Origin of the sequence: Victivallis vadensis (genome assembly GCF_003096415.1) — a bacterium.
In the GTDB taxonomy this organism is placed as follows: Bacteria; Verrucomicrobiota; Lentisphaeria; order Victivallales; family Victivallaceae; genus Victivallis; species Victivallis vadensis.
The window spans coordinates 132,389-157,788 of the sequence record NZ_QEKH01000004.1 but is presented as its reverse complement, the minus strand read 5'-3'; the positions used below and the strand labels follow the sequence as shown (position 1 = coordinate 157,788).

Here is a 25,400-nt window from a genome sequence, read left to right as displayed (position 1 = left end):
AGTCCGGTTAATTGGAATTTTCATCGTCAAACGGGTTCCACAGGCAGCGGTCGAGGTCGACGCAGCCGTTACGCCGGAAAGGAATTCCCTCCGCCTCCAGCAGCGCCCGCTGTTCGGTCCAGCCCGGAGCGGTCCGCCCCGCGTGATTGACCACCCGGTGGCAGGGCAGCGAAAGACCGGGCGGAACATGGCTCAGCGCCCGCCCCACCATCCGGGACTGGCGCGGCCGCTCCAGCAGGAACGCCAGCTGTCCGTAGGTCGCGACAAAACCGGCGGGAATGGCTTCGACCAGCTCGTATACCTCTTCCGGGCGTATCGTGTTGTTCATCATGCAGAGAATATAGGTGCACCGGCGGATGATATCAAGCATGAGACTTTATTTTTATGGATTTTATTCCAGTGGAAATTCCAGAAAAGAATATTGTGTAACAGGAAATTCGCCGGGAGAAGTGATATTGTTATGCGAACCGGATATGCCGCCGTGACCGGCCGGAAGCGCCGGAGAAGAACGAATTGCCGGGGAAAGTTTATGCCCGGCGCTTGTATTTCAGGGCAAGCCGGGCTATTTTTGTCAACGGTATGATGAAAACATAACGACAGGGGTTGACGGATGGACGGCAGAAATATTCTGGTGACCGGTGGCGCCGGATTCATCGGCTCCGCACTGGTCCGGTATCTGATCCGCGAGACGGCGGAACGGGTCTGCGTGGTCGACAAATTGACTTACGCGGGCAACCTCGAATCGCTGGCGGAGGTTTCCGGTTCGGACCGGTTCCGGTTTGAACGGGCCGACATCTGCGACCGGGCGGAACTGGACCGGATTTTCAGTGAGTTCCGGCCGGATGCGGTGATGCACCTCGCCGCCGAATCCCACGTCGACCGTTCGATCGACGCGCCCGGCGATTTCATCCGGACCAATATCGTCGGAACCTATACGCTGCTGGAGGCCGCCCGGAACTATTGGAGCGGGCTGCCCGCCGGGGCGCGGGAGCGGTTCCGTTTCCACCATATTTCGACCGACGAGGTGTTCGGCGACCTGAAGGATTCCGATGGATTCTTCCGCGAGGATACCCCCTATATGCCCTCGTCGCCGTATTCGGCCAGCAAAGCCTCAAGCGACCATCTGGTGCGCGCATGGTTCCGGACGTTCGGGATGCCGACGCTGGTGACCAACTGTTCCAATAATTACGGCCCGCGCCAGTTCCCGGAAAAGCTGATCCCGCTGATGATCCTGAGTGCGCTCGATGACAAGCCGCTGCCGGTTTACGGCGACGGCGCGCAGGTCCGCGACTGGCTCTATGTGGAGGATCACGCGCGGGCGCTGCATCTGGCCGTGACCCGGGGCGTTCCCGGCGAAACCTACAACATCGGCGGGCATAACACAAAGAGCAATCTGCAGGTGGTTCACACGCTGTGCGGCCTGCTCGATGAGCTGAGCCCCCGGCGCGACGGCCGTTCCCGCCGCGAACAGGTCGTGTTCGTGGCGGACCGGCCCGGCCACGACCTGCGGTATGCGATCGACGCCGCCAAGATTCAGCGCGAACTCGGCTGGACGCCGAGGGAGAGCTTTGAAAGCGGCCTGCGCAAGACCGTCGAATGGTATCTGGCGGAGAGAGCGGGATGGTGCCGCCGGGTGCTGGACGGCTCCTGCCGCCTCGAACGGCTCGGATTGGGAGGTGGACGATGAAAGGGATCGTGCTGGCCGGCGGCGCCGGTTCGCGGCTGCATCCGGTGACGCTCGGAGTTTCCAAACAGCTCCTGCCGGTGTACGACAAGCCGATGATTTACTATCCGCTCAGCGTGCTGATGCAGGCGGGTATCCGGGATATTCTGGTGATCACCACGCCGGAGGATCAGGCGGCCTTTATCCGGCTGCTGGGGGACGGCTCGCGGTTCGGGCTGAACCTCAGCTACGAAGTTCAGCCGTCGCCGGACGGAATCGCGCAGGCGTTCCTGATCGGCCGGGAGTTCATCGGTGCGGATTCGGTCGCTCTGGTGCTGGGGGACAATATCTTCTACGGCGCACACCTTGAACAGATGGTGCGGCAGGCGGCTTCCCGGAGTTCGGGAGCCACGATTTTCGGTTATTACGTGTGCGACCCGGAGCGTTTCGGCGTGATCGAGTTCGATGCGGAGGGGAGGGCGCTTTCCATCGAGGAGAAGCCGGCCGTTCCGAAGTCCAGCTACGCGGTGACCGGGCTTTATTTCTACGACAATTCCGTGCTCGACATCGCCGCCGGAATCACGCCGTCGGCCCGGGGCGAGCTGGAGATCACCGCCGTGAACTGCGCTTATCTGGAACGCGGCGAGCTTCGGGTGGAACGGCTGGGCCGCGGCTACGCGTGGCTGGATACCGGCACGCACGATTCGCTGATGGAAGCCGGGGATTTCATCCGCACCATCGAAAAGCGGCAGGGCCTGCAGGTCGCGTGCCTGGAGGAGATCGCGTGGATGAACGGCTGGATGACCACGGCACAGGTATTGGAACGTTCCGCGATGCTGCGGAAAACGGAGTACGGCCGCTATCTGGAGCGCCGCGTGGGGGAAGGCGCGCAATGAAGTTTCTGGAGACCGCGATCGCGGGAGTGAAGGTGATCGAACCCCGGCTGTTCGGGGATTCCCGGGGATATTTTTTTGAGGCGTACCGCAAGGACCTGTTTGCCGGAGCCGGAATCGATGCACGGTTTATTCAGGACAACGAATCGTTTTCGACCGGCGGCGTGCTGCGGGGGCTGCACTATCAGATTCCACCCTATACGCAAGCGAAGCTGGTCCGGGTGGTTTCCGGGAGGGTGCTCGACGTGGTGGTGGACATCCGGCTCGGATCGCCGACGTTCGGAAAACACGTGGCGATCGAACTTTCCGGGGAGAGCAAACGGCAGTTGTTCCTTCCGCGCGGAATGGCGCACGGTTTTGCGGTGCTTTCGCCGGAGGCGGTGTTCGTCTATAAGTGCGACAATTTTTACTGTCCGGCCTCCGAGCGGTGCATCCGTTTCGACGATCCCGCGCTGGGAATCGACTGGCGATTGCCGCCGGAGACGGTGAAACTCTCCCCCAGAGACCGGCGCGGCGTACTGTTTAAAGACGCGGAATTGTTTGAGGAGTACTGAGTTTATGCGGATTCTGGTCACCGGCGGAAAAGGAATGTTGGGGCGCACGCTCTGCCGCGCGTGGAAAAAGCACGAGGTGATCGCCGCCGGCCGTGCGGAAGCGGACATCACCGATGCGGCGGGGTTCGACCGGCTGGTCGGGGAGCTTCGCCCCGATGCGGTGGTGCATTGCGCGGCCTTCACCGCCGTCGACCGCTGCGAGACGGAGTCCGAAGCCGCCTACCGGGTCAATGCCGCCGGTACGGGCAACGTCGCCGCCGCCTGCCGTCGCCACGAGGTGAGGCTGATCGCGATTTCCACCGATTACGTATTCGGCGGGGAGCTGGACCGCCCCTGCCATGAGTTCGATACGCCGATCCCCGGAACCGTCTACGGCCGGAGCAAATTTGCGGGGGAAGAACTGATCCGGCAGACCTGTCCGGACCATGTGATCGCCCGGACCTCCTGGCTTTACGGGGCGGGCGGTCCGAGCTTCGTGCATACGATGATGGCGCTGGCGGACGGCAGCCGGCCGGAGCTGAAGGTGGTTGCCGACCAGTTCGGCAACCCGACCGGAGCGGATGCGCTGGCGGGGCATCTGGCCATTCTGCTGGAACACCCGGAGCTTTCCGGCACCTGGCACCTGACCTGCGAGGGGGAGGCGAGCTGGTATGAGTTCGCCTGTGAAATCTTCCGGCTGGCCGGGAAGAAGCAGAAGGTGACGCCGTGCGCCACCGCGGAGTTTCCCCGCCCGGCGCGCCGTCCCGCCAACTCACGGCTCGACAAGATGATGCTGCGTCTTCATCACCTTCCGCCGATGCCGGAGTGGCGGCAGGTACTGGCAGAATTCATGCAGTCCGAGTTTTCACTCTGACATACCGGCCGTATGGGTAATCCACGGCGTGAATTATTGTTCCGGGGAGCCGGTGTGCCGCCGGTGGGAGGGACCGGCGGGAAACCAGCCCTTTGCGACCCGTTCGCGCTGCTCGAAGATTTCCAGAATGCTCCAGAAGCAGGTGAAGGAGAGTACGCCGAGCAATGCGGAAGCGATTGTATTCGCGCAAAGCAGCGACGCGGCGAGCGTCACGATTCCGGCCAGCAGGAATGCCCGCCAGATCCGCACTCCGAAATAAAATTCGCCCTTGATCACGATCGGATGGAAAATCCCGATGATCAGAAAACTGGCCAGGCCGATTACGACTCCGTTGAAATTCATGGTTCATTTCTCCTTTGCGATTGATTCCTCCATACATAACTTATTGCCGGTTGCGTTTTTGTCAAACCGTACCGGAGGAGGAATCGTTTTTTTTGCCGATACTTTTTTGTGAAAATTTCCTTGATTATTTTCCCTGACACTATATATTAAATCAAAATTTAACGTCCGGGAAATTTTATTTCTAATTTTTTAAGGAGATCAGAGCATGGCAAAAACAGCGTTGGTGACCGGCGGCGGCCGGGGAATCGGAGCCGGGATCGTCGACAGACTCGCCGCGGAGGGGTGGAACGTCGCCTTCTGCGGGCGCAAGCCGGCGGAGGAGTTCGCCGCCCACTGTGCCGGGATCGAGGCGAAGTACAACGTGAAGGCGCTCTACGTGCAGGCCGACGTGTCGAAGGCCGAAGACCGCGAAAAGCTGCTTTACGCCATTCTTGAGATGTTCGGTTCGCTCGAAGCGCTGGTCAACAACGCCGGGGTTGCGCCGCAGGTCCGCTGCGATCTGCTCGAAATGAGCGAGGAGAGTTTCGACCGGGTGATGAACATCAACCTTAAAGGCCCCTTTTTCCTGACCCAGCGCGTAGGCCGCTATTTCGCGGAAAACCATATTCAGGGCGTCATCGTCAACGTCGGCAGCATTTCGGCGACCGTCGCGTCGATCAGCCGCGGCGAATACTGCCTCTCCAAGGCAGGCGTCGCGATGGCGACCAAGCTGTTTGCGGTCAAGATGGCCGAATTCGGCGTGCCGGTCTACGAGATCCGTCCCGGCGTGATCTCCAGCGACATGACCAGCGTGGTCAAGGAAAAATACGATAAGCTGATCGCCGACGGGCTGACGCTGCAGCCGCGCTGGGGCTTCCCGGAGGATATCGGCAAGGCGGTTGCGATGCTGTTGCGCGGCGACCTCGCCTATTCGACCGGACAGGTGATCAAGGTGGACGGCGGCATGGAGATCGGGCGGCTGTGAAACGGACGGTCAACACACTGGTGATCGGCTCCGGCGCGGCGGGACTCGCGGCGGCGCTCCGGCTCAAGTCGCTCGGCGTGGACGATGTGCTGCTGCTCTCCGAAGGGCTGAACCGCGGCACTTCGATCAACACCGGCAGCGACAAGCAGACCTACTACAAACTCGGCATCTACGGCGCGGAGCCGGATTCGCCGGTCCAGCTGGCGCAGACGCTCTTTGAGGGCGGTTCGGCGCACGGCGACGTGGCGCTGGTCGAGGCGGCGCTGTCGGTGCGCTGCTTCATGAACCTCGTGAACCTCGGCGTGCCGTTTCCGTGCGACGGCTACGGGCAGTACATCGGCTACAAGACCGACCACGACCCGAAGCGGCGCGCGACCAGCTGCGGCCCGTACACCTCCAGAGAGATGTGCCTCGCGCTGATCCGGGCGGTCAGGGCCGCCGGAGTCGAAATCGCCGAAAAGCGCAATGTCGCCGAGCTGATTACGGTCGGCAACCGCGCGGCGGGGGCGATCGCGCTGAACAGGGAGACCGGCGAATTTGAAACGATCTTCGCGGAAAACACCGTATTCGCGGTGGGCGGCCCCGGCGGGCTGTATGCGTCGAGCGTCTATCCGGTCGGCCACTTCGGCGCGATCGGGCTGGCGCTGAAGGCGGGGGCGCTGGCGCAGGGACTGCCGGAGTCGCAGTTCGGGCTGGCTTCCGTCAAGTTCCGCTGGAATGTTTCGGGGACCTATATGCAGGTGCTGCCGCGCTTCGTGTCGACCGCGCCGGACGGCTCCGACGAGCGCGAATTCCTGCGCGACCATTTCAAAACCGCCGGGGAGATGAATTCGATGATCTTCCTGAAGGGCTACCAGTGGCCGTTCGACGTGCGCAAGGTGCCGGACGGCTCTTCGGTCATCGACCTGCTGGTTCACGAGGAGACCGTCAAGAAGGGGCGGCGGGTCTGGCTCGATTTCCGCGCCAACACCGAAGGGTTGGATTTCGCGGCGCTTTCCGATGAGGCGCGCACGTATCTGGAGAAATCCGGCGCCTGCTTCGGCACGCCGCTGGAACGGCTCGAAAAGATGAATCCGGGCGCGATCGAGCTCTATCGCGACCACAACATCGATCTTGCCGTCGAACCGCTGGAAATTGCGGTCTGCGCCCAGCACAACAACGGCGGTCTCGCCGGAAACGTCTGGTATGAATCCCCGAACCTGAAGCATCTGTTTCCGGTCGGCGAGGTGAACGGCTCGCACGGCGTCTGCCGCCCCGGCGGCACCGCGCTGAACGCCGGGCAGGTCGGCGGCACCCGCGCTGCCGAATATATCGCCGGGCGCTGCCGGACTTCCACCCTCGACCTCGCGGTTGCGGAACGGCAGGCCGAAAAACTGCTGGCCGATCTCAGGCGGCGGCTCAGCGGCACGCGCGACTGGCGCAAAGACCGCCGGGAGCTGCAGGAACGCATGACCGTCTACGGCGGCCACCTGCGTCCGGCGGACCGGCTCGAACAGGCGGCGGACGACGCGCGCAAGCTGGTCGAGGCGATGGAGCGCGACGGCTATCCCGCCGCCGACGCGGATCATGCGATTACCAACTTCCAGCTCGCGTTCGCGCACTGGATCTACCTCGAATCGATTGCGTTCCAGGTCTCCACCGGGGCCGGTTCGCGCGGCTCGGCGGCGGTGCTGGACAAGGAGGGAAAACTGATCCCGGAAAATCCCGCCTACCGCAAGCACGTGCTCGAAACCGAATATTCGGCCTCCGGCCTGCGGCTGCGCTGGACGCCGTGCCGCCCGGTGCCGAACCCGGACGGCTGGTTCGAGACGGTCTGGAAGGAGTACCGCACCGGAGAGGTGTATGGAGCTGTTTGACTTCTCCATCCTGCGCGACCTGCGCAAAAAGGCGCAGTTGAGCATCGCCGACGTATCGGCGGGCAGCGGCGTGTCGGCGTCGGTGATCTCCAAACTGGAGCGCAACCAGACCCGCGCCGAACTGGATACGCTGTACCGGCTGGCGCGCGTATTCGGCATCACGGCGGCGGAGCTGCTCAGCCTCGCGGAAGCGCGGCTCGCGCATCCGCTGCACGCGACCGAACACCGTTCGGAGGAATTCACCTTTCAGGAGATCAACTACAAGAATATCCGCTGTCTGCACGGAAGCGCCCCGAAAGGCTCGCGGGTGTCGCGGCCGAAGATCCACCGCGACGATTATGAATTGTGCTGGGTGCTCTCCGGCGCGCTCGAAATCACGCTGCCCTCGGAACGGCACGAACTTGCCGCCGGGCAGTCGCTGCAGTTCGACGCGCTGCTCGAACACACCTATCTGGCACTTGAAGACTGTGAATTGCTTATTTTACATATCCGAAAAGAAAAGAGGTTCTGACCATGGCAGATTATCCGCGCATTCCCTCGTTTAAAACCACTGAAAGTTTCTGCAGCCACCTGCGGGAGATCAATCTCGACCTCGAACTCGACGACGCGATTCTGGCCGCGCCCGAATCGCCGCTCGCACAGCCGGTCGAATACCACGGCCGCAGGATCGGCAACCGCTGGTGCATCCTGCCGATGGAGGGGTGGGACTGCCTGCCCGACGGCGCCCCCTCCGAACTGACCCGGCGGCGCTGGCTCAACTTCGCCGCGAGCGGCGCGAAACTGCTTTTCGGCTGCGAAGCGTGCGCGGTGATGGAGTCCGGCCGCAGCAACACCCGCCAGCTGATGATCACCCCCGCGACCATGCCGCTGCTCGCACAGTTGCGCAAGGACATGGTCAAGTTGCACGCCGAAAAGTTCGGCACCGCCGACGATCTCTATATCGGCTTGCAGTTGACCCACTCCGGCCGCTACAGCCATCCGCACGACGACGCGAAGCTCGAATCGGTGACCGCCTACGAACATCCGCTGCTCGACGAGAAGTTTCACAACTCCGCCGCAAACGTGGTTTCCGACGCCGAAGTCAAAAACATCGTCCGCCACTTCATCGAGGCGGCCGGACTTGCGAAAGAGGCCGGCTTCGACTTCGTGGACATCAAGATGGCGCACGGTTATCTCGGCCATGAGTTTCTGAGCGCCTTCACCCGTCCGGGCGAATACGGCGGGAGCTTTGAAAACCGGACCCGCTTCTTCCGCGAAATCGTCGAGGGGATCAAGCGCGAAGTTCCCGGAATCGATCTGGGGATGCGGTTTTCGATCTTCGACTGCCTGCCGTTTGAAAAAGGCGCGGACAAGGTCGGCAAGCCGATGGAGCGCAACGGAATCGGCGTCGGCAACTACAAGTATGCCTTCGGCGGCGACGGCACCGGCCTCGGCTGCGACCTGACCGAACCGATCCGGTTCCTCGAACTGGCGCGGTCGCTCGGCGTGGAGCTGATCTGCACGACCATCTGCAGTCCCTACTACAATCCGCACTTCCAGCGTCCTGCCTATTATCCGGTTTCGGACGGTTACCTGCCGCCGGAGGAGCCGATCATCGGCGCGGCCCGCCAGATCAACGCGGTCGCACAATTGAAGAAACATTTTGAGAATACCGGAATGCTCTTCATCGGAGCCGGTTACACCTGTTTGCAGGAGTATCTGACGCAGGTCGGGCAGGCCGCCGTGCGCGCCGGAAAAACCGACTTCGTCGGCATCGGCCGCATGGTGCTCGCCTATCCGGAGCTTCCGGCGGATACCCTCGCCGGATGCCCGCTGAACTGCCGCCGCATCTGCCGCACGTTCGGAGATTGCACGACCGCGCCGCGCAGCGGCATGGTTTCGGGCTGCTATCCGCTTGACGAGTTCTACAAGTGCCGCCCGGAATGCGAGCGGGTCAAAGAGGTCAAGCGCAAGATCCGCGAAAGCTGATCAGCCTGCTCCGGATTGGGGCGGCCAAGTGCGTGGCGACTGACCCATGCAAGCATCGGTCGCTCTCCGTAACCACTTTCGCGGCGCACAACAAGCGCGGCAAGCGCCGCGAACGAATGTGAGGGAATTATTTTGCGGTAGCAAAATAACGAGGAACGGTAGTGACGAAGCCGAACGTAGTGAGCGAAGCCCCTCTGGCGCAGTGAGCGCAGCGAACGATGAAGAGTTGGCCGCCGCAGGCGGACAAGTAAGCGGCGAAGCCGCGCCCGCGGGCGGAAGTGCTTCGTAACCAGACCGGCCTCCGCCACCGGCGAGGGGGGCCGGGGGACGTGCGCGACGTCCCCCGGAGCCATCCGCAGGCCGGAGGCATGGTGCTCACTACCCTCCGGGCAGCTTGCCTGTTCTTGATGCAATGCAAAGCCGAGTATAAAACTCACGTGCGACTTGGAGTGCGGAGATTCATCTCCGCACTCCAAAGACGCTTCGCGTCGGGGGAATAACGATTATCAGATATTGGGCAAGTAGACGTGGAGGTCGTCTTTCAGCCATTTCTGCAGGGCGGCGGTGTCCACGCTGCGGACGTTTCCGGCGGCGGCCATCGCGGCGGCGGCTCCGGCGGCCTGGCCGGTGATGAAACAGCCCGGAATTACGCGCAGCGAGGATTGGATTTCACGGTCGCAACTGACGCAACGTCCTGCCACCAGCAGGTTTTCGACGCCGAGCGGAATCAGCGAACGGTACGGGATGCCGTAACTTTCGCCGGGTTTGCAGCGGGTTTCGCACAACACACGCTCGACGCGCTTTTGCTCTTCGGGGTCGGTGGAGGAGGAGTGGATGTCGATCGGGTAACTGAACCGGCCGATTTCATCCGCGAATACGGCGCGGTTGCGGTAGTCGTCGCCGTTGAGCTGGTATTCGCCGCGGATGCGGCGGGATTCGCGCACGCCGAGCAGGGGGGCGGTCTGCACGAGGTCGGAATGCTCGAAACCGGGGACGTGCCTGCGGTAGAAGTCATGGTAGATTTTCGCGAGTTTGCGCCCTTCGATATAGGCGTTGGTCAACTCGGTCTCGTCCAGCGTGTTCGCGCCGTAGATGTGGCCGAGGTTGCCGCTGGCGGTGCCGTTGCCGTAGGTGCAGACGCCGACGAAATGATGTTCCGAAACCGGCGCTTCGCCCCGTTCCAGAAGCTCGTGCCAGATCGCGCGGTCGCGCTTGCCTTCGCGGAGCGCCGCGTCATACGCGGGGATGTCGATGTTCGAGAACTGCGGGCACAGGGTGGGACTCATGGTCCGCCCCTCGGCGTCGCCGCAGTCGAACGGGACACCGGCGAAGGCGGCGACCGCAGCGTCTCCGGTCGCGTCGACAAAGACTTCGCCTTTGACCTTGCGCAGGCCGTGCGGGGTGGCGACCAGCAGCGATTCGAGCTTCCCCGACCGGACGACCACATCGGCGACCCGGATCATGTAGAATAGCTTCACGCCGGCTTTCAGCAGCCGGTCGTCGTAAATGCGCTTCAGGATTTCGGCGTCCACCTCCTGCCAGCCGGGGTTGACCTCGTCGATTCCCATTTCGCGGCAGCACTCTTCGATGATGGAGCGGCAGAAGTCGCCGACCACCCAGTTCACGCCGTCGCTCTGGTAGATCACGGCCGGAACCAGCGCATTGGTTCCCATGCCGCCGAGGCTGCCGGTCTGTTCCAGCAACACCACGCGTTTGCCCAGGCGGGCGGCGGCCAGCGCCGCGGCGATGCCGGCGGGACCGCCTCCGGCGACGACGACTTCAGCTTCGAAAAGGACCGGCAGATCGAGCGACTCAAACATAGAACCTCCGTGTTTTGATTGTTTGCGGTTCAATATAAAGGTTTCACGCTTGCTTTTCCTGCTCCGGGATGCTATCTTTCTTTGTTTTCATGCTGAAACGATCTGTTTTTTAAATTGAAACCGTAAAATATGACAAATCATTTCAAGGAATTGGCTTCCCGGCTGGAGGCGGTTTCAACGCTGATCCGGACAGGGTGCATCTGGAAGGTAACCGAAAACTGTCTGGAGGAACTGCGTCTGCCGTTCCGCCAGGCGCACCACGATTTCGCGTTCTGTAACGCGGTCAAAGGGCTCGGGGAGGCGGCCTGCATCAACCACGACACCCGGCGGATCGCCGATATGCTCCGGTTGCGGAGTGAGGCATTTTTACAGGAGTGCCATGCCGGGGCGGTGGAGCTGCTGATCCCGTTCCGCCATGCGCAGCGGGTGTTCGGGGTGGTGATGTGCGGCCCGTTCCGCTCCGGCGAAAACGGGCAGGGGCGCTGCCCGGCGGCGGCCGCCGCCTATCAGGAATTGCCGGTGTGGCGGCCCGAATTCCGTCCGGCGTTGGAAAAGCTGGTCCGGGTTTCTTTGTCGGGACTGCTCCATGAACTGTACACGCTGCGCCCCGAACTGTTGTCGCAGCCGGTTCGGGATGCGCGGATTCTCGCGGTACTGGAGTTTCTGAACGCCCGCTATGCCGAACGCATCACGATCCGGCAGGCGGCGGAACTGGTGTATCTGAGTCCCTCGCGGCTGTCGCACCTGTTCCGGCAAACCTGCGGAATGGACTTTTCGGAATATCTGCTTGCGCTGCGGCTCGGCGTCGCATGCGAACTGCTCGCCGGAACCGACCTCGCCATCGGCGAAATCGCCGTGCGTTGCGGCTTCGGCGACCAGAACCACTTTTCGGCGATATTCCGGAAGCGGACCGGGCGGACCGCTTCCGAATACCGCCGCGACCGCCCCGAAATCATCGTCTGATTGCGGGGCGCTGCAGGAAACGTTACGGCTGGATGCCGAACGAATCCAGATAGATCGCTTCCACGGCCAGTTTGCTTGCCGGAATCGGCGCCTGGTCGAGCAGGCCGGAGAGCCCGGGGGTGTCGAAGGAGAGCGCGGTCAACTGTTTGACGTCTTTTTCGGAGAAGCCGAGATCGGCCAGCTTTTCGGGAACTCCGCAGCCGGCCAGCCACTTTTCGACGCCGCGAGCGGCGCGGACCGCATCTTTCGGATCGGCGGAGAGGCCCGGCACGATCGGCTCAAGCAGCGTCGAAAGCACCTCGGCGCGCGCCGGATAGATCGCCTTGACCACCGCCGGAAGCAGCATGGAGAGCCCGAGGCCGTGCGAAAGCTCCGGCTTAAGGGCGCTCAGCGGATGCTCCAGCGCATGGGTGAAGTGCAGCAGCGAATTGTCGAACGCGGTTCCGGCGATCATCGCTGCGTAGGCGAGGAAATACCGGGCGTAGAGGTCTTTCGGGTCTTTCAGCGCCGACGGCAGGTATTTCGCGACCAGCCGGATAGTCTCGGCGCCGAGCATGATCGCCAGCGGGTTGGCGGCTTTGCTGGTCGCGGCTTCGACCACGTGATTCACCGCGTCGATGGAGACGAACCGGGTCTGCTTCTGCGACAGCGAGGTCATCAGGGCCGGATCGTCGATCGCCCAGGCCGGATAGAGGCAGTCCGCCGCGATCACCGGCTTGAAATCCCGGTCGGTGTCGGTGATCACCGCGAACCGGTTGACTTCGGAACCGGTGCCGTGGGTCAGGTTCACAGCGAGGAACGGCAGTGCGTCGGCGGGTTCGAGTTCTCCGGAAGCGAGCTGGGCGGCCTTGTGATTCGGGTATTTCATCATCGCGGCCACGCATTTGCCCGCGTCGAGCGCGCTGCCGCCGCCGATGCCGATTACCGCTTCCGCCTTGATGTCACGCCCGACCAGCACGGCGGTGTCGACCTGCCCGGTGGTCGGGTTTGGGGTGACTTCGTTGTAGACCGCGTAGGTGATGCCGGCGGCTTTCAGCGCCGGTTCGATCCTGCCCCACGCGCCGGAGCTTTTGTAGGAGTTGCTGCCGGTGACCACCAGCACGCTTTTGATGTCGCGCCCGACCATGTCCAGCACGATATCGCGGATCGAATCGATCGCTCCGACGCCGAACCAGACGTTACAGCGGGTGCGGATCTGCCGCACGTCGTGAATATTGACTCCGTTGTCCCACATGATGAAACCCTCCTCTTCAAAAAGTGTCTGTTTGCCGGATGAACCGGTGATCGGGGGAACGTTTCTTACTGTAACATCATCGGCGGTTTTGTCAAGTCGTCCTGCGGATCGCGATGCCGGTGTTGAGGATGGAGCCGTCCCACGGAACCGCTTTTTTCGGCGGTTTCAGGCTCCCCGTCAGCAGCGACTTCAGCGCCAGTTTGAGCCGGAAGGGCAGGGGAAGCCCGGCCAGCTCCGCATAGGCCCGGAAATACCGGGCGTAGGGGTGATGCGTGGTCTTGCCGAGCCGCCACGGCTTGTGCGTGCCGGTGAAATGGGCGATGCCGGGGCGGCGCAGCGCCTCCACGACCTCCGCTTCGGAATAGAGCGCCGGAGTCGGCGGGTTGCGGTAGACGGAGGTCACGAGGTTCCAGCGCTGGGAGAGCTTCACGTAGTCGTTCCAATAGGCGAGATTCAGGATGTCCTGATCGGGATATTTGATCCGGCCGCCGAGTTCGTCGAAAAGCCGGATGAAGCGCTTTTCATGGTTTTCATGCGCCATTTTGCGCAGGTTGAACAGCATCACGCCGGAGTTGAAGTAAACCGCTTCGGCGGGAAGCCCGATCTTTTTCTGGTGTTCCGGGGCCACCCGGACGGCGGCCGCCGCGCAGGAACGGCTGCCGAGCTCCGTGTTCCAGAGTTCCGCGATATCGTCGAGCACCAGCAGGTCGCAGTCCAGATAGAGGATTTTTTCCAGATCCGGCAGCAGCGAGGGCAGGATCAGCCGGTAGTAGGCGGAAGTGCTCCAGCGCAGCTCCGGCCAGCCCTGAAAGAAACCGCGTTCGATTTTCCGGGGAACCAGCCGGAATCCGTCGATACGGCGCAACGCCTCGAAGCGGGCGAAATCGCTTTCATCGAGCTCTTCGTGCAGCAGATGCAGCGTGATGCCGCCGCCGGGATGCTGCGCCAGCAGCGACGCCGCCGCCACCAGCGCATAGTCCAGATAGTTGCGGTCCGTCGCCATCGCGACTTGAATGTCTTCGGCCATCGCTTACCGCTCCCGGTCGATCAGGAAGTTCACCAGGTCGAGCAGGTGCTGCCGGTACGGATTGTCCGGGAAGCTGCGCAGGATGTTGCGCGCCTGCTCGGCCAGCCGGGCGGCTTCCGCCTCGTTGGAGGCCGCCGCGCCGGAGTCGCGCATGATCCGGCGGACATCGTCCAGATCGGCGTCACTGTAGGTTTCGCGCCCGATGTAGCCGAGCAGTTTTTCACGGTCGGCGGCGGAGGCGAGCCGCAGGGTGTCGAGCAGCATCACAGTCGCCTTGCCTTCGCGCAGGTCGTTGCCGAGCGCCTTGCCGAGCGAATCGTAGACGCCGAAGATGCCGAGGTAGTCGTCGCGCAGCTGGAACGCGATGCCGGCGGCGAGCGCGAACTCGCTGAGTTTGCGCACGTCGGGGTGCTCCGCATCGGCGGTGTTCAACGCGATCATCGCGCCCGCTTCGGTGCAGAACTGCAGCAGTGCGCCGGTCTTGAGGCCGAGCATGGTGCGGACCTCCTGCGATTTGAGCCCGGTGAGCTCCCGCAGCGAAAACTCCACATCCAGCGCCTCACCGGAGATCAGGTCGCTGTTGGCCAGCTTCTGGAATCTCCTGCCGAGCGCGACCGTCACTTCGGGCGGCACGCCGTGTTCCGCCGAACGGAGCAGAAGGTCGTTGGCCCATCCCTGCTGCAGGTCGCCGGCGAGGATTGCGAAATCGCGCCCGGTGCGCTCCGCGTCGTCGGCGGCGAGCGAAAATCTGCCGCCCAGCTCCGCGGCGAGCTTCACGTGGGAGGTCGGAGCGCCGCGCCGGGTGTCGTCCTGGTCGATGATGTCGTCGTGCACGAGCGTCCAGTTGTGGAACACCTCTACGGCGGCGGCGGGGTAGAGCGCGGCGCTTTCGCTGCCGCCGAGGAGTCCGCAGCTCCAGATCAGCATCGCGGGCCGGAGGCGTTTGCCGCCGCGCACCGGGTAGTCGCGCACGGCGTCGCGCAGGTAGTCGGGGCGGACCGTTGCCGGAAATTCGTCGTCGGCAAGGAGCCGGTCGATATCGGCGGCGATCTGCCTGAGGTGATTGATCATGAAAAGTTCTCCGAAAGAGTGTGGAAATTAAAAACAGGTGCTGGCTTTGACGCTGGTCCAAAGCGGGCTGTTCAGTTGAATTTTCTTGCGTTCGCGGGTGGCCAGCGCGATCGGCACGTGGGTGAAATGGCCGTTCCAGTGGCCGACCACCATGTCGGTGCGCCCCGCCATTGCGGCGTGAACCGCGTTCTGGGCCAGCATCGCGCAGAACACCGCGTCCGCGCCGTGGGCCGCCACGCTGCGGATGGTGTAGGCAAGGTCGAAGTATTTGATGTTGACTTCGGTGTTGCGTTCCTTGAAATACTGGTTGATCCGGTCCTTGAGCAGCAGCCCGATGTCCTTGTTGATCAGGTTGCCGGAGGCGTCGCGCACATCTTCGCCCTGCGGGAAAAGCTCCTGCCCGGCTCCTTCGGCGACCATGATCACCGCGTGCTGTTTTTCCAGCATGCGCTTATAAAGATGGGGCAGCAGCGCGTCGGGACCGTCGCCGTCGAGGACGAATTTCGATTCCGGCACGAGGCAGTAGTTCACGTAGCTCTGCGCGAGCGTGGCATAGGCGGCGATGAAGCCGGAGTCGCGTCCCATCACCTTTACCAGCCCGATGCCGTTGTAGGCGCCTTTGGCCTCGTTGTGCGCGCCCGCCGCGAAAATTCCGGCCATGTAGACCGCGGTTTCAAAGCCGAAGGACTTGTCGATGAAGGCGATGTCGTTGTCGATGGTCTTGGGGATGCTGATCACGCTGATGGAGAGGCCGCGCCGCTCCGCTTCGACCGCGATATCGTGCGCGCCGCGCGCGGTGCCGTCGCCGCCGATGCAGAATACGAGGTTGATGTTCATGCGCGCGAGGGTTTCGACCATGATCTCGGCGCTCTCCTCGCCGCGCGAGGAGCCGAGGATGGTGCCGCCCTGCTGGTGGATGTCGTCGGTGTTGTCCTCGTTGAGCTGGATCGGAGCGAGTCCGTGCGCCGGGTTGAGGCCCCGGTAACCGTACCGGATGCCGTAGACCAGCGGCACATGGTAGATGTTCTTGAGCGTCAGCGTCAGGAACTTGATCACGTCGTTGAGTCCGGGACAGAGTCCGCCGGCGGTCAGGATCGCCGCTTTGCTCCAGGCCGGGTCATGGTAGATCAGTTTGCGGGGGCCGGCCTGTTCGAAGGCCGGGATCGCCTGGCCGTTTTTCACATACTCCTCCAGCACGGCGGTACTGGTGTCGTAGGCGACGGTGGCATCGTCGGGGACGAATTCCATGGCCTGAACGGGAGATGCGATCTGAGCTTCCCCGAGCCGGGGAATGAAAAATTCTTTGCTGTCCATAGTTCCTCTTCTCCTGAAAGTCCGGGATATCCGCGGGGCCGATACCGGCCCCCATTTATGGTAAAATAGCCGTTTCAACCTGAAATAGCAACCGGCGGAACTGGAAAAATATGGATTTCAGCAGTATATTGTCGGAAATTTTTTTATTTATGGGAGCTTCGTTTTTGGAAAATCAGCCGCATACCGCCGTCTCCGCCGGAATCGTTTCGGACATTTTCCGGAGAATCGCCTCGCTGTTCTTTGTCGTGCCGGCGGGAATTTTCCTCGGCGGCGTCGCCGTGCTGACGCTGGGCGAATTGCCGCGCACGGAGGGATGGCTCTCTGAAACCGGAGCGGCCGCCGCCGCCGTCGCACTGTTCGCGGCGGCGGGAGCCGGGGCGGCCGCCGCCGGGAAAGGGAGGCGTTCGGCCCCCGACCTGATGTTCCCAGTGCTGATTTTGTTGACGGTCTATGCCGCCTGGCCGGAGCCGCGGGTCGCGCTGGCGGTCGGCGGAGTGCTGTTCGGCGGAGTGCTGGCGCTGCTGCCGCCGCGCGGGGCGCTGCTCCGGCTCGGATTCGGGGCGGCATTCGCGTTGACGGCGCTGCTGCTGGCCTTCGGAGTGTTTCACGGAACCTGGTTTTTGCTGATCCTGTTTCCTGTTGTGTTTGCGCTGGCGGTGTTCTGCTGCCGGACTCACTGGACGGTGAAGCTGGTTCTCTGCCTGATGCTGCCGGTGGCGGTCTACATTTTCGCTTTCGGGGTCAGCCGGGGGCCGGACGGGGAGAACCCGCGCATGAAGCCGGTGGCGATCGCTCCGGCGCTGCCTGCTTCGCTGCTGCCGGAGGGCGGGGAGGAGCGGACGATCCTTTTTGTTTCCGGCCGTCCTTCGCCGCTGCCCGGCGTGTGGTGTTCGCTGCCTTATGTGAAACGGGTGGACGGCATCTGGCCGAACGCGGCCTCGCTGGCGGGCGGAAACTGGTTCAAGCTGAACTACTATTCCGGTCTGCCGGGGCGGATTCTGCCGAAGCTCGCGGGCAATTACGACCTGATCTATCTGGAGGAGCTGCCGCCCGGCTCGCCGGCAGCGCGGAAGCATTTCACCCGCGAGGCGTGGCGGAAGCTGAATCCGGCGACCGGCGTGCTGATTCTTCCCGCCGCGGCGCGCGGGGACCTGCCGCCGGGGGCGGTCCGGGTGCTTCCGGTTCCGGGATCGCGCGGGGAGCTGCTGGCCGCTTCGCCGGACGCCGCGCTGACGGCGGACCCGGAAAAACTGGACCGGCGCATGGAAAAACTGCTGGGCGGTTTCGGCCGCGACGCCGCTTTCATGCCGCCCGGGATCTTCGCGGCACTGTACACGGAGGAGGCGTCCGCTGCTCCGGTCTTGCGCGAGGCTCTCCGTGAAGAAAAACAGACTCCCGGTTTCTTCCTTCCTGCCGCCGCGGCGGCTGTGGTCGCTTATCTGCTGCTGCGCCTCTGGTTCGCCCGGTTCGGCCGGGCCGGTTCCGGTTTCGCGCTGGCGGAGAACGGCGCCGGATTCGCTTTGCTGCTGCTGGCGGCGGGAGCGGCGCTGGCGGAACGGGAGCTGACGACCGGAGTACCGGCGGCGGCAGTCTGGGCGATGCCGGGACTTGCGGTGTTCCACTCGATCCTGAGGCCGCGCGTGGAGCGGGGCTTTGTGGCGGTTTCGCTGCTGCTGCCGTTCCTGTGGCTGTGGAACTCCTGGGCGCTGCCGTCGGAACCGGCATGGCTTGCGGTGCTGCTGGCGGCGGCGCTGGCGGCGGGGATCGTCCGCTGCCGGGTGACCGCCGAGGCCGGTTTCACGGGGAGCGTTTCCACGATTCTGGGCGCATCGGGCTTCGCGGCGGGGGCCGCCGTATACTGGGCGTTTTCGGTGTGGCTGCCGGAGCCGCTGACGGCGGCGCTGCTGACGGCCCTGCTGCTCCGGGCGATCTGGGTCGTCCGGGCGTAAAGTCGCCGCCCTTTCTTTTCCCTCTGTTCCAGTTTTGCCGAAAACGGGTTGTGAAACGGCGGAAATGATCATGGAACCTGTTTTTTGTCAATAAGCAGCTTTTCACGTTGACCGCGCCGCTCGGCTCGCGGCTGCTGCCGCACGGGCTGTTCGCCCGGTTCTCTGCGGCGGCGGGAATCGTGCTCGCGGCCGGTTCGATGGAGATGGGGCCGGACCCGGCAAGACGCTCGACCTGCTGCATCAGGATTACCGTTCCGTGTTCCCGATCGGCGGATTCGTCATCGTGGCGGCCGCGCTGCCTTTCTATGAGATCTACCTGTTTTTTTTGAAAAAAACTGTTTCCGGCTGATTTTCCCTCTTGCGCGGCCGGAGATTTATGACATAATAATATTATGTATAATTGTCGATTGTTTCCAAGTTGACCGGGAACAATGACAGCGGAAACTCTTATAATGGAAAGGTGAATTATCATGGAAAAGGAACTCTATCAGAAACCGGTTCTTGAGGTGATCGATTTTTCGGTCAGGGATGTGATCACCACCAGCGGCACGGGATTCGATCCGAGTGTCGATCCGTGGGAGCCGGGCGGGGATATTGATATCGAGCTGTAAGGCGCGGAATCTTGAAAAAATCTTTCTTTCAATGATTCGGCACTTGTATGATACATGATTTTATAGTATAATAATAAATTGTATAATTGTAGGCTTAGTACTGCCGAAGGGCGGCAGGTCGGGGCCGGAACCGGCAATGCAAGGAGCAGCGCATGGAAAAAGAGATTTACCAGAAACCCGTTCTTGAAGTGATCGATTTTTCGGTCAGGGATGTGATCACCACCAGCGGAACCGATGTCGGCGTGGACATTGATACCGGCTGGAAGCCGGGCGGAGATTATGACGTAGGAATGTGACGGACTTTTCCCGGCGGAAATCATATCGGTTCCGGCTGCGGGCCGATGTGATTTTTTTAGAGAATAAGAAAACGGCGGAAATCGGAAGATGTCGAAGTTTACATGCACTCTGGCGGATCTCGCTTTTACGCTTTATGCGCGGTATCCCGCGACGGAGCAGTTCTGCCGCGACTATCTGGCTTCGGGCGACGGAATTGCAATTGCCTATTCCGCTTCGGAGATGGCGGCGGAGTGCGAAATGACCGGCATGCCGCCGCCGCTTTGCGAACTTACGCTGCTGTACCGGAAGATATGCCGGGAGCTGCTGCGCCGGGATGGGATGGTATTTCACGCCTCGGTGGTCGCGGTGGGAGGGCGTGCCTACGGTTTCACCGCTCCCTCCGGCACCGGCAAGTCCACCCATGCGGCGCTGTGGCGGCGGAAGTTCGGCCCCGCCGCGGTGATGGTCAACGATGACAAGCCGCTGCTGCGGCTGGCCGGCGGGGAGTTCCGCGCCTGCGGGACGCCGTGGTGCGGCAAGGAGGGATTGCAGAACCGCATCGCCGTGCCGCTGCGTGCCGTCGCCGTGCTGGAACGGGCCGGTGTGAACCGGATTGAGCGGATCTCCGGGGCGGAGGCGTTGCCGGTGATCCTGAACCAGACGCTGCGCCCGGAAGAACCGGAGGAGATGGACCGGTTGCTGGCGCTCTGCGACCGGCTGGCCCGTGCGGTGCCTTTTTACCGGCTGGGATGCACTCCCGACCCGGAAGCGGCCGATGTTGCCTGTGAAGCGATGAGATGACGATAATGAAGATCAAAGACGGTTATATGTTGCGGGAGGTCGCCGGGACTCCGGTCGTGGTTGCGGTCGGCCCGGCGGCCCGCGGTTTCAACGGGATGATCCGGCTGAATTCGTCCGGTGCTTTCCTGTGGCGCCTTCTGGAGCGGGGAAGCGCCGAAGCGGAGCTGGCGGAGGAGTGCGCCACCCGGTACGGGCTCGGCCGGGCCGAGGCGGCGGAACACGTCGCCGCTTTCCTTGAACTCTTGCGGAAGAACGGCCTGATCGATGAGTGAGCCGCTTTCGGCGGAGGAAGCCGTTGCCCGTTTCGGCTTTTATACCGGCCTGACCCGCGGCGACAGTATGGAGCCGATGCTCCGGCAGGGCAGGGACCGGGTCTGCATCGAACGCCGTACCGGGCGGCTGCGCCGATACGAGGTGCCGCTCTACCGCCGTCCCTCCGGGCAACTGGTGCTGCACCGCATCGTGCAAGTGCTGCCGGAGGGGTACGTGACCTGCGGCGACAACCGCCGCTGCCGGGAGCGCGGTGTGACCGACGCGATGATCGTCGGGGTCCTGACGGGCTTTTACCGGGGAAAGCGGTATGTCGACTGCCGCCGGAGCCGGGGATATCGCTGTTACGTCTTTTTCTGGTGGCGCTGCCGCTGGCTGCGGCTGCCGTTCCTGCTTGGGCGCGATCTGCTGAACCGCCTGAAGCGCCGCTCTTTTCTTCGCGGTTTGAGATGACTGCCGCATCTGCGCCGGCACTCCGGCGGCCTCCCCTCTGACGCACTTTTAGAAAACAGTTTGCGTGATTCAGAGAGGGAGGTTTGTTTATTTTTGATTAAAATCTCCAATTCCTACTTGACATTTGATGGAAAATGATTCATAATAAAAATAGCAAACAGTTTTCTAGAATGCGAAACAGCGGGAGAATCCAACCATGACCCTGAAAGAGATTGCCGCGGAGCTCGGCGTGTCGCCGTCGACGGTGAGCCGGGTCCTCAACGGCCGTGATAAGAATTTCACGGTGAAGCCGGAACTGCGCAAGCGGATTCTGGACCGGGTCGCGGAGCGCGACTACAAACCGAATCCGATGTATCAGTCCATGCGCAAGAAGGACAACCAGCAGATCGCGATCTTCCTGCCGAGCTATCTGGAAGCCGCGCTTGAAGCCGACATCAACGCGGGCGTGGATGCGATGAACAACAGCCTGTTTGAAAAGGGATTCAGTTTTCACTACCTGGTCCGGCCGTTGGAGCAGCGCGCCACCTACGGCCTGCCGCAGTGGAAGGTCGCGGGGGCGGTCGCCGTGGATGTCCGCCGCAGCGAACTGGTCTGCGAACTGGACGAAAGCGGCCTGTCCTATGTGGTGTTGAACGGTGTCGCCGGGCCGAACGGCAGCGCGGTGCAGGCGGATGACGCCGGCAATATGGAGTGCGCGATGAAGTACCTGTACGAACTCGGGCACCGCAGAATCGGCTATGTGAATCCCTACCGGGACCCGAAACTGATTCCGATCGGCTTCGCGGAGCAGCACTACAGCGTGATCCGCCGCACCGCCTCCTACTTTGAGTTCTGTCTTGCCTATGGACTGCCGGTGCTGGAGAGCGCGAAGGACTGCACCGTGACGGTGGAGGATGCGGTCGCGGAGGGAGTCGCGCGCGGTTTCACCGCGTATGTCGCGTATTCCTTCGAGATGTATATGGAGATCTGCCACTACCTCCATGCCCGGAATCTGCATATCCCGCGGGATGTGAGCGTGGTCACGTTCAACAATCCGCCGCTGGCGCGGTTCGCCGCTCCTCCGGCCACCTGCGTGGAGATTCCATGCAAAGAGATGGGCGTCGAAGCGGGCAGGCTTCTGCTGGAGCGGCTGGAACGGCCCGGCGAAACCGAGCCGCAGGTGCGGATGCTTCCCGGCAGGCTGGTGATCCGCGACTCCGCCGGCCCCGCGATCGGGAAACGGCAGTGAAAATGCTGCATGAATTTTGTAAATCACGGAAAGGAAAGGTTACGGCATGAAAAAGAAGGTTTTCCCGGCAGGAATACTGTTCGCTCTTATCGGATTTCTGACAGTGATTGCGGAGGATTCTCCGCCGGGAGCCGACCGGCGCGGCGCGTTCCGTTACGGGGAGCTTTCATTTGTCCCGACTGTGATCCACGGGCCCGGCTGGAACGTCGCGCGCATCCAGCCGGCGGCGGTGAAACGGGACGGCGGCGGCGCTTCCGCCCGGCATGAGGTCACCGTTCCGGGCGGAACGGGCGGTTTCAGTTGGAGTCTCCGGGCGGAAGGTCCCGGCACGCTGCAGTGCCGCTGGAAATTTTCCGGCGGCGGAGCGGATATCAGCCACCGCTATATCGATGTGGAGGTTCCGGCGCAGTACGCCGGGAAGTTCGGGGTGACCGGCGCCGACGGAAAACGTGCGACGATTGCATTCACCGACAAGTTATGGAAAAAGACCGGCCGGGTCAAAGCGGTCGAACTGCCGCTGGCCAACGGCACGAATTACCGGTTCCGGGTGGACGGCGAGGTGTACCTGACCGTGCAGGACAACCGGCGCTGGAACAAAGACGCCGGCTTTTCCATCCGTTTTGAACTGGAAAAAGGCGATGGTTTCGGTCTGCGGATCGATCGCGAAACGCCGAAAACCTGGCCGGTCGATCTCGGCGGCGCGGCCAACCGCACCTTCGCCGACGAAAAGGCAGGCGACAAACAGGGCGGCTGGACCGATCAGGGGCCGGGCAACGATATGCGCGTGTTCGACGTGACGGAGGTGAAGTACAAGGATATTCCGTTCACGATCGTCGATGAGAAGAAAACCGGCAAGCCCGGTGTGATCGTGGTCGCCGGTCCGGTGCGCGACATGGCTCCCGCCGAAATCACGCTGCCGCTTCCGGCGGGGCTGAAGGTGCGCGGGCTTTCGCTGCTGCACGCCTCCGGCTGGGTCGAGACCAACCGGATCGGGGAGGTGGTCGTGCGCTATGCCGACACCGGCACCGAAACCATCCCGATCACCGGCGGCGTCGATCTGGGCAACTGGTGGGTCGCCGGTGACTTCAGCAACGGCAAGATCGCGTGGTCCTCGCGCAATGCGATGCGGACGGTCGGACTGTATGCGTCGAGCTTCGCGTTGAGTGGTTCGGAGCCGGTGGCGCTGACCTTCCGCATCGTACATCCCGAGGCGATCTGGATGATCGCGGGCGTCACGCTGACCGAGCGCCCGATGCTGCTGCCGAAGCACGTCGCCCGTCCGGTGGTCGGCAAGGCGGACAAGGATTGGCAGCCGGTCAGGTATGAACGGCGGGTCACGCCGGGCAGCGCGCTGGACTTCAGCGGCATTGCGATTTCGCACAAACCGGCGGGCCGGTACGGCCACGCGAAGATCGGAAAAGACGGGACGGTGGTGTTTGAAAACGCCCCGGAGAAGCGCCTCCGGCTCTGCGGCGTGAACCTGTGCGACAGCGCGTTGTTCCTGCCGAAGGAGGAGGCGGAGAAACTCGCGGTTTTCCTTGCCGCGCAGGGGATCAACGCGGTGCGCTATCACCATCACGACAACGGCCTGACCGATCCGAAATCCCCGGATTCGACGACCCTCAATCCGGAGAATCTCGACAAGCTGGAATACCTGACCGCCAAGCTCAGGGAGCAGGGAATCTACCTGACGCTCGACGTCTACACTTCGCGCAAGCTCAGGCCGGGCGACAATCTGGAGGTATTCAAACGCTATCCCGGCTATCTCGAAAAGACCGGCCACACCGGGGCGAAGAACGCCTTTCTGTTCTGCGACGACGCGTTTGAAAACTGGAAGAGCTTCGCCCGCAACTGGCTGACCCACCGGAATCCCTACACCGGGCTGTCGCTGGCGGAGGACCCGGCGGTGGTCTTTGTGAACCTCAGCAACGAGGACACCATCGGCAACGGCTGGAACCACACTCCCGGCAGCATCCTCCAGCGGTTTCTGGCCGACGAGTATGCGAAGCACTGCCGGAAGCATCCGGGGCTGAATCCGGCTCCGTCGCCGGGCAACCGGGATTTCATGCGGTTCATCTACACGCAGGCCCGCAACCGGTCGCGGCAGATGATGGATTTCCTGCGCGGCGAGCTCGGGGCGCGCTTCCTGATGACCGGCGCGAACAACGGCGGCGACCTCGCGAGCACCTGGCTGCGCGACGTGTACGACGTGGTGGACGATCACATCTACCAGGATCACCCGATGTTCCCCGAAAAATCGTGGGGGCTGCCGATGGCGTTCGGCCAGGGCTGCGTGATCGCCGGGCACGGCTGGGTGCCGCTGAATCTGCTGCGCGGCCGCATCTACGGCAAGCCCTTCTACATTACCGAGGTGGATTTCTGTTCGCCGAACATGTACCGCGCCGAGGAGGGGCCGCTGATGGGGGCGTATGGAGCCTTGCAGGATATCGACGGCTATTTCCGGTTCAACTTCTCCGGTTCGGACTGGCGGCTGACGGGCAGGCAGAAGCGGATCGTGGTGTTCGAGTCCGTCTACGATCCGGTCAAGCAGCTCAGCGACCGGATTTCGGCGGCGCTGTTCCTGCGCGGCGACGTGAAGCCGTCGCCGGTCAGGGTCGGTTACACGATTCCGCGCAACCTGTTTGCGAAGCGGGACGACTACGGTTTCCCGGCGCTGAACACCTCCGGGCTGGTCAACCAGATCGGAGCGGTGTTCGACGACCGGCCGGTGCCGGGCGTGCTGGATCACAACCGCGTCACCGACCGCCGCGCGGCGGAGAACTTCAAACGCTACAAGGCGGCCGGGATCGCCGACAGCGTGACCGGTGAAATCCGGATGGAGCCGGAAAAAAAGACGTTTCAGGTTTCGACGCCGCGCTCGGCGGTGGTCACGCTGCCTGCGGGCGGAAGCGCCGACGGGATGTTGAAGGTGAAAAATTCCGACACCTTCCAGACCTTCGCGGCGATCAGCCTCGACGGGAAGGAGCTGCGCACCGGTGATTCGGCGGTGGTGCTGCATTCGACTGACATGCAGACGACCGGAATCCGGTTCGCCGACCGGGACCGCCGCCGGGTCGAGGCGACCGGCGAGGGGCCGCTATTGCTGCGGCACGGCACGGCGGAGCTGTCGTTTGCAACCGACGGCCCGCGCAAAGTGGTGGCGGTGGATTTTCAGGGCGACGAACTCGGCGAGCTTCCGGCGGAGTGGAAGGCGGGGATGCTCTCCTTCAAGGCGGACAATTTCAAATATCCGGGCGGCATCGCCGGATACCACATCACCCGGAAGTGAG

General features: G+C 62.8%; 24 protein-coding genes and 1 pseudogene. 18 read left to right on the top strand and 7 right to left on the bottom strand.

Annotated features, from left to right (window positions below; genetic code table 11):
• Positions 1 to 7: 7 nt before the first annotated feature.
• Positions 8 to 328 carry an MGMT family protein gene (locus tag C8D82_RS03985; protein ID WP_116883000.1) on the bottom strand — a complete coding sequence of 107 codons (321 nt, stop codon included), beginning with the start codon at positions 326 to 328 and terminating at the stop codon, positions 8 to 10.
• Between the two features lie 282 nt (positions 329 to 610).
• Between C8D82_RS03985 and rfbB the strand changes: the two genes are divergently transcribed.
• The 4 genes from rfbB to rfbD are packed head-to-tail and all read left to right on the top strand — an operon-like array spanning position 611 to position 3,963.
• Positions 611 to 1,687 carry a dTDP-glucose 4,6-dehydratase gene (gene rfbB / locus C8D82_RS03980; protein ID WP_116882978.1) on the top strand — a complete coding sequence of 359 codons (1,077 nt, stop codon included), beginning with the start codon at positions 611 to 613 and terminating at the stop codon, positions 1,685 to 1,687.
• Positions 1,684 to 2,559, top strand: a complete 876-nt coding sequence (gene rfbA, locus C8D82_RS03975; protein ID WP_116882977.1) for a glucose-1-phosphate thymidylyltransferase RfbA — start codon at positions 1,684 to 1,686, stop codon at positions 2,557 to 2,559. Before rfbB ends, rfbA begins: the two co-directional genes overlap by 4 nt.
• Positions 2,556 to 3,110 carry a dTDP-4-dehydrorhamnose 3,5-epimerase gene (gene rfbC, locus C8D82_RS03970; protein WP_116882976.1) on the top strand — a complete coding sequence of 185 codons (555 nt, stop codon included), beginning with the start codon at positions 2,556 to 2,558 and terminating at the stop codon, positions 3,108 to 3,110. The genes rfbA and rfbC overlap by 4 nt, the downstream gene beginning before the upstream one ends.
• A 4-nt stretch (positions 3,111 to 3,114) precedes the next feature.
• Positions 3,115 to 3,963 (top strand): dTDP-4-dehydrorhamnose reductase, encoded by an 849-nt coding sequence (gene rfbD, locus C8D82_RS03965; RefSeq protein ID WP_116882975.1) that lies wholly within the window; start codon positions 3,115 to 3,117, stop codon positions 3,961 to 3,963.
• Between the two features lie 33 nt (positions 3,964 to 3,996).
• On the opposite strand, the gene C8D82_RS03960 is transcribed toward rfbD, so the two are convergent.
• Positions 3,997 to 4,305: a DUF4491 family protein gene (locus C8D82_RS03960; protein ID WP_116882974.1), complete on the bottom strand. Its 309-nt coding sequence runs from the start codon at positions 4,303 to 4,305 to the stop codon at positions 3,997 to 3,999.
• A gap of 205 nt (positions 4,306 to 4,510) precedes the next feature.
• Between C8D82_RS03960 and C8D82_RS03955 the strand changes: the two genes are divergently transcribed.
• Genes C8D82_RS03955 through C8D82_RS03940 form a run of 4 tightly spaced genes read left to right on the top strand, consistent with a single transcriptional unit; the run spans position 4,511 to position 9,093 of the window.
• Positions 4,511 to 5,269, top strand: coding sequence for a 3-ketoacyl-ACP reductase (locus tag C8D82_RS03955; RefSeq protein ID WP_116882973.1), 759 nt, complete (start codon positions 4,511 to 4,513; stop codon positions 5,267 to 5,269).
• Complete coding sequence (locus tag C8D82_RS03950) at positions 5,266 to 7,125, top strand: FAD-binding protein (RefSeq protein ID WP_116882972.1); 1,860 nt, start codon at positions 5,266 to 5,268, stop codon at positions 7,123 to 7,125. The genes C8D82_RS03955 and C8D82_RS03950 overlap by 4 nt, the downstream gene beginning before the upstream one ends.
• Positions 7,112 to 7,636, top strand: coding sequence for a helix-turn-helix domain-containing protein (locus C8D82_RS03945; protein WP_116882971.1), 525 nt, complete (start codon positions 7,112 to 7,114; stop codon positions 7,634 to 7,636). Before C8D82_RS03950 ends, C8D82_RS03945 begins: the two co-directional genes overlap by 14 nt.
• 2 nt (positions 7,637 to 7,638) lie before the next feature.
• Positions 7,639 to 9,093 carry an oxidoreductase gene (locus tag C8D82_RS03940; RefSeq protein WP_116882970.1) on the top strand — a complete coding sequence of 485 codons (1,455 nt, stop codon included), beginning with the start codon at positions 7,639 to 7,641 and terminating at the stop codon, positions 9,091 to 9,093.
• A gap of 506 nt (positions 9,094 to 9,599) precedes the next feature.
• Here C8D82_RS03940 and C8D82_RS03935 read toward each other — a convergent pair.
• Positions 9,600 to 10,913, bottom strand: coding sequence for an FAD-dependent oxidoreductase (locus tag C8D82_RS03935; protein WP_116882969.1), 1,314 nt, complete (start codon positions 10,911 to 10,913; stop codon positions 9,600 to 9,602).
• A 129-nt stretch (positions 10,914 to 11,042) separates the two neighbouring features.
• On the opposite strand from C8D82_RS03935, the gene C8D82_RS03930 reads away from it, so the two are divergent.
• Positions 11,043 to 11,876 carry an AraC family transcriptional regulator gene (locus tag C8D82_RS03930; protein ID WP_116882968.1) on the top strand — a complete coding sequence of 278 codons (834 nt, stop codon included), beginning with the start codon at positions 11,043 to 11,045 and terminating at the stop codon, positions 11,874 to 11,876.
• A gap of 22 nt (positions 11,877 to 11,898) precedes the next feature.
• Here the strand turns inward: C8D82_RS03930 and C8D82_RS03925 are convergent, their stop codons facing one another.
• The 4 genes from C8D82_RS03925 to C8D82_RS03910 all read right to left on the bottom strand — a co-directional run bounded on the left by C8D82_RS03925 (position 11,899) and on the right by C8D82_RS03910 (position 16,522).
• A complete protein-coding gene (locus C8D82_RS03925) occupies positions 11,899 to 13,110 on the bottom strand; it encodes an iron-containing alcohol dehydrogenase (RefSeq protein ID WP_116882967.1) in 1,212 nt (403 codons plus the stop codon).
• Positions 13,111 to 13,201: 91 nt separating this feature from the next.
• Entirely contained in the window at positions 13,202 to 14,137 is a 936-nt protein-coding gene (locus tag C8D82_RS03920) for a glycosyltransferase family 8 protein (protein ID WP_116882966.1), read from the bottom strand.
• A gap of 3 nt (positions 14,138 to 14,140) precedes the next feature.
• Positions 14,141 to 15,208 carry a polyprenyl synthetase family protein gene (locus C8D82_RS03915; protein WP_116882965.1) on the bottom strand — a complete coding sequence of 356 codons (1,068 nt, stop codon included), beginning with the start codon at positions 15,206 to 15,208 and terminating at the stop codon, positions 14,141 to 14,143.
• A gap of 27 nt (positions 15,209 to 15,235) precedes the next feature.
• Positions 15,236 to 16,522, bottom strand: coding sequence for an ATP-dependent 6-phosphofructokinase (locus C8D82_RS03910; protein ID WP_116882964.1), 1,287 nt, complete (start codon positions 16,520 to 16,522; stop codon positions 15,236 to 15,238).
• Between the two features lie 164 nt (positions 16,523 to 16,686).
• On the opposite strand from C8D82_RS03910, the gene C8D82_RS03905 reads away from it, so the two are divergent.
• From C8D82_RS03905 to C8D82_RS03880, 9 genes and pseudogenes are all read left to right on the top strand, one after another.
• Positions 16,687 to 18,471: a hypothetical protein gene (locus C8D82_RS03905; RefSeq protein WP_133245050.1), complete on the top strand. Its 1,785-nt coding sequence runs from the start codon at positions 16,687 to 16,689 to the stop codon at positions 18,469 to 18,471.
• A 470-nt stretch (positions 18,472 to 18,941) separates the two neighbouring features.
• Positions 18,942 to 19,082 carry a hypothetical protein gene (locus tag C8D82_RS21030; RefSeq protein WP_165832815.1) on the top strand — a complete coding sequence of 47 codons (141 nt, stop codon included), beginning with the start codon at positions 18,942 to 18,944 and terminating at the stop codon, positions 19,080 to 19,082.
• 152 nt (positions 19,083 to 19,234) lie between these two features.
• Positions 19,235 to 19,378, top strand: coding sequence for a hypothetical protein (locus tag C8D82_RS21025; protein ID WP_165832814.1), 144 nt, complete (start codon positions 19,235 to 19,237; stop codon positions 19,376 to 19,378).
• Between the two features lie 88 nt (positions 19,379 to 19,466).
• The gene (locus tag C8D82_RS03900; protein WP_116882962.1) at positions 19,467 to 20,159 is read left to right on the top strand and encodes a hypothetical protein; all 693 of its coding nucleotides are present in this window, start codon (positions 19,467 to 19,469) and stop codon (positions 20,157 to 20,159) included.
• 5 nt (positions 20,160 to 20,164) lie between these two features.
• The gene (locus C8D82_RS03895) at positions 20,165 to 20,431 is read left to right on the top strand and encodes a PqqD family protein (protein WP_165832813.1); all 267 of its coding nucleotides are present in this window, start codon (positions 20,165 to 20,167) and stop codon (positions 20,429 to 20,431) included.
• On the top strand, positions 20,424 to 20,882 hold the full coding sequence (locus tag C8D82_RS03890) for a S24/S26 family peptidase (RefSeq protein ID WP_116882960.1): 459 nt from the start codon (positions 20,424 to 20,426) through the stop codon (positions 20,880 to 20,882). Before C8D82_RS03895 ends, C8D82_RS03890 begins: the two co-directional genes overlap by 8 nt.
• A 187-nt stretch (positions 20,883 to 21,069) precedes the next feature.
• Positions 21,070 to 21,216, top strand: a pseudogene (locus C8D82_RS22060) (LacI family DNA-binding transcriptional regulator); the annotation flags it as partial.
• Positions 21,217 to 21,231: 15 nt separating this feature from the next.
• Positions 21,232 to 22,110, top strand: coding sequence for a LacI family DNA-binding transcriptional regulator (locus C8D82_RS22240; RefSeq protein WP_315969224.1), 879 nt, complete (start codon positions 21,232 to 21,234; stop codon positions 22,108 to 22,110).
• 46 nt (positions 22,111 to 22,156) lie between these two features.
• A complete protein-coding gene (locus C8D82_RS03880) occupies positions 22,157 to 25,399 on the top strand; it encodes a hypothetical protein (RefSeq protein ID WP_116882958.1) in 3,243 nt (1,080 codons plus the stop codon).
• Position 25,400: the final 1 nt, after the last annotated feature.